The organism is Bradyrhizobium elkanii WSM2783 (assembly GCF_000472865.1).
Taxonomy (GTDB): domain Bacteria; phylum Pseudomonadota; class Alphaproteobacteria; order Rhizobiales; family Xanthobacteraceae; genus Bradyrhizobium; species Bradyrhizobium elkanii_A.
Map to the genome: position 1 here is coordinate 1 of NZ_AXAP01000171.1, position 6,871 is coordinate 6,871.

A 6,871-nucleotide genomic window follows, 5' to 3' on the forward strand; every position below is an offset into this window, starting at 1 on the left:
GCGCTGAGGATCGAGGCTCGCCTGCCACGACTGCCAGCGACGGCGCCGGCGCGCGACGTCCGCGCGGGCCTGCTCAAGGGCGAACAGCGTTTTTTTTGAACCGCAGGCCTTCGCGCCGCAGGAACGTCCAGACCGCGTTGTGCGAGACCTCGACCCCACGGGCAGCAAGTTCATCCTTCAGCCCGTGCAGCGTCAGATGCGGCGTTTGGCTGATCCGCTCCTTGATGAAGGCGCGATGCGGTTCCAGCACCGGCTTGCGGTATCCGCCTATCTTGCCGGGCGCCACTGAGCCCGTCGCACGATAGCGCTGTGACCACTTCACCACCGAGGACACCGCCACGCCAAATCGCGTCGCAACCGCCCGGCAGCTCTCGCCCCCACTTACAGCTGCAACGACACGTTCACGCAGATCATTGGAAAGAGGTCGGCTCATCAGATGCTGGCCCCCAGACCCAGCCAACATCTTGAATCACAAACCGGCCCGCAGGGGAATCCCTACCGATTCAGCCTAGCCATGAATCGCTCTAGTCTCGTAGCCCGGGTGGAGCGGAACCCGGGACACCTGCACCAGCGTTTACGAGTTTCCCCGGGTTACGCTGACGCTCCACCCGGGCTATGAGGCTGTTTTCTACGAGGTTGTCTTCCCAAGCCCTGAGATGAAGCCCACTCGCGCAACGCAGCAATGCCGAAATGTGCTTGGTTCAGCAACGATCCACTGGTTAGAGCGTTTCCAGTCACGAGCCGGTGCGAGATCGCCGGCGAGCCTGGAGATAGAGTCCCGCGATGTGGATCTTGTTGCTACTGCCGTTCGTCGGCCTGTTGTGGGTGCCATTTTATAATTTCCTGGAACCGTCGCTGTTCGGCTTCCCCTTCTTCTATTGGTATCAACTCGCCTGGGTGCCGATCACTTCATTCTTGATCTGGCTGGTCTATCGCAGCCGCAAGCCTGACGAAGCCTGAAGGAAGGTGCACGTCATGGCTGATCAGATCGAATGGATTCCGCTTTCCGTCTTTGTTTTCTTCTTTGCGCTCGTCACCGTCATGGGCTTCATGGCGGCGCGCTGGAAATCCGGCGCCGTCAGCGAGCATCTCGATGAATGGGGCCTGGGTGGCCGCCAATTTGGCACCTGGGTGACCTGGTTCCTCGTCGGCGGCGACTTCTACACCGCCTACACCATCATCGCCGTGCCCGCGCTGGTCTATGCGGTCGGCGCCTACGGCTTCTTCGCGCTGCCTTACACCATCATCGTCTATCCCTTCGTGTTCGCGGTGATGCCTCTACTCTGGAAAGTGGCGCATTCGAAAGGCTACGTCACCGCCGCTGACGTCGTGCACGGCACCCATGACTCGCGGGCGCTCGAATTCGTGGTCGCGCTCACCGGCATCGTCGCGACGATGCCCTATATCGCGCTGCAATTGATCGGCATGGGCGTCGTGATCAAGGCGATGGGGCTGAGCGGCGAACTGCCGCTCATCGCGGCCTTCGTCATCCTTGCGCTCTATACCTATAGTTCCGGCCTGCGCGCGCCGGCGCTGATCGCCTTCGTCAAGGACATCATGATCTATATCGTTGTGCTGGTGGCGGTCGTGGTGGTGCCGGCGAAGCTCGGCGGTTATGGCGCAGTGTTCGCCGCCGCGAACGATGCCTTCACGGCGAAGGGCGGCGACACCGGCCTGATCCTGAAACCGTCGCAGATGCTGGCCTTTGCGACGCTCGCGCTCGGCTCGGCGCTTGCGGCCTTCATGTATCCGCACACGCTGACCGGCGTCTTTGCTTCAAAATCTGCCGACACGATCCGCAAGAATGCGATCCTGCTGCCGGCCTATACGCTGCTGCTCGGCTTGATCGCGCTGCTCGGCTACATGGCCCATGCCGCGCACATTCAGGTGTCCTCGCCGAACGACGTCGTGCCGATGCTGTTCAAGGCGCTGTTTCCATCCTGGTTTGCGGGCTTCGCCTTCTCGGCGATCGCGATCGGCGCGCTGGTGCCGGCGGCGGTGATGAGCATCGGCGCCGCCAACCTGTTCACGCGCAATATCTGGAAGTCCTACGTCAATCCAGATATCACCCATGCCGGCGAAGCGTCGGTGGCGAAGATCGCTTCGCTGGTGGTGAAGGTCGGCGCATTGGCCTTCATCCTGTTCCTGCCGACGCAATATGCGCTCGACCTGCAACTGCTCGGCGGCCTCTGGATCATGCAGATCCTGCCGGCGCTGGTGTTCAGCCTGTTTACGCGCTGGTTCCGTGCCGAGGGGTTGCTGCTCGGCTGGGCGGCCGGCATCGGCTGGGGATCATGGACAGCGTGGAGCAATGGGCTGAAGCCGCTGGCGACGATCAATTTTGGCGGCGACAGCTACACCTTCTATGTCGGGCTCGGCGCGCTGATTCTCAACATCGCCGTTGCGGCGATCGCCACCGTGATCGTGACCTGGCTGTCACGGCCGGCTCAACGCGGCGCCCCGGCGCGATCCTGACGCAGCTTCGTTCGGCGCAGCTTGTGCGAGCTGCGCCGACAGGCTCGCGACCTCCGCCTTCACCTTGGCGATCGCCGCGTCCTTCACCGGGCCGTAGCCGCGGATGTCCATCGGCGCTCGGGCAATCGCGAGGATATCGGGCATGCGCCGGGCATCGATCCGGCCGAGCAGGACATCGATCTGTTCCTCATACCAGGCGATAAGGTCGCGCTCAGCGCGGCGCTCGGCGGTGTAGCCGAAGACGTCGAACGGTGTGCCCCGCAGCGTCTTCAGGCGCGCAAGAATCTTCAGCGGCGTCCTGATCCATGGGCCGAAGCTGCGTTTGCGCGGCCGACCGCGCGCGTCCTCCTTCGCCGGCAGGAACGGCGGCGCCAGATGAAATCTCACCGAGAAATCGCCTTCGAACTGCTGGCGCAGCTCGTCGAGGAAGCCGGTCTCCATGTGAAGCCGCGCCACCTCATATTCGTCCTTGTACGCCATCAGCTTGAACAGAGCGCGCGCGACCGCGTCCGTCAGCGCCTCGGTTCCGAGCGAAGCCTCGGCATCGTGCACCCGCTTCACTGTTTTCCGATAGCGCGCAGCATAGGCTACGTCCTGGTAGGCCGTCAGAAAATCGGCGCGGCGCGCGATCACCTGATCGAGCGTTTCCGCTTCGATCGTTCTCGCGCTATCCGCTCCCGGCAGAAAGTCCCGGTCGGCGCCGGCGATGCGGCCCCAGGCAAAGGCCTGTTTGTTGCGCTCGATGGCGACGCCGTTGAGCTCGATCGCACGGAGCAGCGCGTTCAGCGAGACCGGGACGAGGCCGTGCTGCCAGGCGAAGCCGAGCATGATGATGTTGGCAAAGACGGTGTCGCCGAGCAGCCGCTCGGCCAGCGCATTCGCGTCGATCGTGCTGAGATGACCGCTGCCGATCACGTTCTCGATGGCGCGCAGGCGGGTTGATGCGGCAAGGTCCGCATCTCGGAAGCGCACGACGTCGCCGGTCGGCATCTCCGCACTGTTGAGCGCGGCGCGCATGCCATTCCGATAGGTGCCTGATGCCTTGGCGGAGGAGCTGACGACGACATCGCAGCCGATCAGCGCGTCGGCCGCGCCCTGGTCGATGCGGACCTGGTGCAGTTCGTCCGGCTGGGCGGCGATACGGATATAGCTCAAAACCGGTCCGAACTTTTGCGCAAAGCCGGTGAAATCGAGCACCGAGACGCCGCGGCGCTCTAGATGCGCGGCCATGCTGATCAGCGCGCCGACCGTGATGACGCCGGTGCCGCCGACGCCAGTCACCAGGAGATCATAGGGGCGATCGAGTGGTGCGAGCACCGGCAGCGGCAGCATGGCCGCGCGCGCCTGCGGATCGATGCTGCTTGCCGGCTTCGCGCGGCGCCTTGCGCCCTCGATAGTGACAAAGCTCGGGCAGAAGCCGTTGAGGCAGGAGAAATCCTTGTTGCAGGTCGAGAGATTGATGCGGCGCTTGCGGCCGAACGGCGTCTCCTTTGGCTCGACGCTGAGGCAGTTCGATTCCACCGAACAGTCGCCGCAGCCTTCGCAGACGAGGTCGTTGATATAGGCAAAGCGCGGCGGCTCTTCGATCTGGCCGCGCTTGCGGCGGCGGCGTTTTTCGGTGGCGCAGGTCTGCTGGTAGATCAGCACGGAGACGCCGGGAATGTCGCGCAGCTCGCGCTGCACGCGATCCATCTCCTCGCGCGGATGGATGGTGACGCCGATGGGGAAGTCGGCGGGCGCGAACTGCGAGGGCTCGTCCGAGACCAGTGCGATCCGCGCCACGCCTTCGGCGCGGACGCTGTGTGCGATAGCATGCACGCTCACAGGCCCGTCGACCGGTTGGCCGCCGGTCATGGCCACGGCGTCGTTGAACAGGATCTTGTAGGTGATGTTGGCGCCGGCTGCGATGGCCTGGCGGATCGCCATCGATCCGGAGTGATAATAGGTGCCTTCGCCGAGATTCTGGAAGATGTGCTTGTGGTTAGTGAACCGCGACGATGCCGCCCAGTTGACGCCTTCGCCGCCCATCTGGATCAAGGACGAGGTCTCGCGGTCCATCCAGCTCGCCATGAAATGACAGCCGATGCCGGCGAGCGCCTTCGATCCCTCCGGCACTTTGGTCGAGGTGTTGTGCGGGCAGCCGGAGCAGAAATAGGGTGTGCGGGTCGCGCCCGCGATCGTGATCACGCGCTGTGCGTCAGGGGTGAGTGCGGCGGCGCGCTTCGCAAGATCGAGGCCGGGGAAGATCGGGTCGAGGCGCCGCGCCAGCACCTCGGCGAGCGCGCGTGGCGACAATTCGCCGATCCATGAGATCAGGCGCGCACCGGTCTCGTCATGCTTGCCGACCATGCGCTCCGGCTTCGAGCCCGGATAGTCGTAGAAATATTCCTTGAACTGGCTCTCGATGATGCCGCGCTTTTCCTCCACCACCAGGATCTCGCGCTTGCCCTTCACGAACTCCATCGCGTCGTGCAGCGCGAGCGGCCAGACCATGCCGACCTTGTAGATGTCGATGCCAAGGCGGCGGCAGGCAGCCTCATCGAGGCCAATCAGCCGCAGCGCTTCCATCAGGTCCAGATGCGCCTTGCCGGTCGTGACGATGCCATAGGTCGCGTGCGGGATGTCGTAGATGTGGCGGTCGATCGGGTTGGCTTTTGCAAAGGCGTAGACGGCGTGCTTCTTGGCCTCCAATCGCTCCTCGATCTGCGGTCCGGGAAGATCGGGCCAGCGATAGTGCAAGCCGCCGGGCGGCGGCGTGAAATCGGGGACGTGAAAAACGCGTGGCGGGCGCAGCGCGACGGAGGCGCCGGATTCGACGATCTCCGAGATCGCCTTGAAGCCGACCCACATGCCGGAGAAGCGGCTGAGCGCGTAGCCGTATTCGCCGAATTCGAGATATTCGGCGACGCTGGCCGGATGCAGCGTCGGCATGAACCAGCTCATGAAGGCGACGTCGGACTGGTGCGGCATCGAGGAGGAAACGCAGCCATGATCGTCGCCCGCGACAACGAGCACGCCGCCATGCGGTGACGAGCCATAGGCGTTGCCATGCTTGAGCGCATCGCCGGAACGGTCGACGCCCGGGCCCTTGCCATACCAGAGGCCGAACACGCCCTGCACGGAGCGATCGGGTTGGGTCTCGACTTGCTGTGAGCCGAGCACTGCGGTTGCCGCGAGGTCCTCGTTGACCGCGGGCAGGAATTCGATGCGCTCCGCCTTGAGGCGATTGGCGATGCGCCAGAGTTCGAGATCGACGCCGCCGAGGGGCGAGCCACGATAGCCGGAGATGAAGCCGGCGGTGTTCAGCCCCGCCGCGCGATCGCGTCTGGCCTGGTCGAGCACGATACGGACGATGGCCTGCGTGCCCGTGAGGAAGACGCGGCCGTCATCGCGTTCATAGCGGTCGGAAAGCTGGTAGGTGTCGAGGGAGGGAATGGCATCCATGGCCGGCCTCGCATCGGATTGGAGTTGGTTGACGGTAATCCCGTCCGTTCGGCAGGTGTTACCAATTCATCCCTGCGATACGCCGTAAATCGGTAGGCTTTTGTAAGAAGTCGTGGTTCTTGGTAGAATGTACCAAACGGAGATGCCCTCATGGTCGAAGAGCAGGACGAACGCATCCTCACGGAACTGCAGAAGAACGGGCGCGCGACCAACCAGGAACTTGCCGAGGCGGTCGGCATGTCGACCTCGGCCTGCTGGCGGCGCGTGCGCGGGCTGGAGGAATCCGGCGTGATATCAGGCTATTCGGCGCTGGTGGAACGTGAGCGTGCCGGCTTTGCAACGTCGGCGATCCTTCATGTTTCGCTGGAGCGGCATGATGCGAAATTCGTCGACGAGTTCGTGGCGCGGGTGAAACGGCGCAGCGAAGTCCTGGAATGTTTCGCGACCACGGGAGATGCCGACTATCATCTGCGTGTCGTGGTGCGCGACATGCACGCGTATAACCAGTTTCTGGACGAATTCATGTTCCGTGTGCCCGGCATCCGCTACGTCCGCACCAATATGATCCTGAAGGAAATCAAGACCGGCGTCGCCCTTCCGTTCGACACCAGGCGGCCGCGGAAGGATTGAGACGTAAGGTGGGCAAAGCGAAGCGTGTCCACCTTCGAGCACTCCGCTCGTGATAGTGGGCACGCTTCGCTTTGCCCACCCTTCTGTAACGGGCCTTGCTCAGTCAATCCCTTTTGCGTCATCCACTCGCCGGGGTCTCGCTTCTGTACGGGGTCGGTGCAAGACCGCCACCTGATGGGGTTGGAGAGGATCGGTCGGCCAATCTACAGGAGCGTGGTTACGAGCCACCTGGTGGGCAACGGCCTGACCTGATCCATCGTCCCGGCGAAGGGACGTCGCTTCGAGAAGGCCTGGTGTGGTGACCCGCCCGAAAACCTGGTGT

4 protein-coding genes and 1 pseudogene are annotated in these 6,871 nt (G+C 63.6%); 3 read left to right on the top strand and 2 right to left on the bottom strand.

Translation table 11 applies throughout. The features are described 5' to 3' along the window. Positions 1-433 (bottom strand): annotated as a pseudogene (locus YY7_RS0148995) (helix-turn-helix domain-containing protein); the annotation flags it as partial. A gap of 350 nt (positions 434-783) precedes the next feature. Between YY7_RS0148995 and YY7_RS59895 the strand changes: the two are divergent. Together YY7_RS59895 and mctP are read left to right on the top strand one after the other, a co-directional pair. Continuing rightward, positions 784-960 (top strand): DUF3311 domain-containing protein, encoded by a 177-nt coding sequence (locus YY7_RS59895; RefSeq protein ID WP_028169316.1) that lies wholly within the window; start codon positions 784-786, stop codon positions 958-960. A gap of 15 nt (positions 961-975) precedes the next feature. Further along, positions 976-2,475: a monocarboxylate uptake permease MctP gene (gene mctP / locus YY7_RS0149005; RefSeq protein WP_028169317.1), complete on the top strand. Its 1,500-nt coding sequence runs from the start codon at positions 976-978 to the stop codon at positions 2,473-2,475. Here mctP and YY7_RS0149010 read toward each other — a convergent pair. Then, a complete protein-coding gene (locus YY7_RS0149010; protein WP_028169318.1) occupies positions 2,437-5,919 on the bottom strand; it encodes an indolepyruvate ferredoxin oxidoreductase family protein in 3,483 nt (1,160 codons plus the stop codon). The two genes, mctP and YY7_RS0149010, sit on opposite strands and share 39 nt — an antisense overlap. Positions 5,920-6,069: 150 nt before the next feature. Here YY7_RS0149010 and YY7_RS0149015 point away from each other — a divergent pair, with 150 nt between their 5' ends. After that, positions 6,070-6,549, top strand: a complete 480-nt coding sequence (locus YY7_RS0149015; RefSeq protein WP_028169319.1) for an Lrp/AsnC family transcriptional regulator — start codon at positions 6,070-6,072, stop codon at positions 6,547-6,549. The last annotated feature ends 322 nt before the right edge of the window (positions 6,550-6,871 follow it).

What these genes read in the sequence shown, in the direction of transcription:
- YY7_RS59895 (WP_028169316.1), top strand. Translation starts at nt 784, where the DNA reads ATGTGGATCTTGTTGCTACTGCCGTTCGTCGGCCTGTTGTGGGTGCCA.
- mctP (WP_028169317.1), top strand. Translation starts at nt 976, where the DNA reads ATGGCTGATCAGATCGAATGGATTCCGCTTTCCGTCTTTGTTTTCTTC.
- YY7_RS0149010 (WP_028169318.1), bottom strand. Translation starts at nt 5,919, where the DNA reads ATGGATGCCATTCCCTCCCTCGACACCTACCAGCTTTCCGACCGCTAT.
- YY7_RS0149015 (WP_028169319.1), top strand. Translation starts at nt 6,070, where the DNA reads ATGGTCGAAGAGCAGGACGAACGCATCCTCACGGAACTGCAGAAGAAC.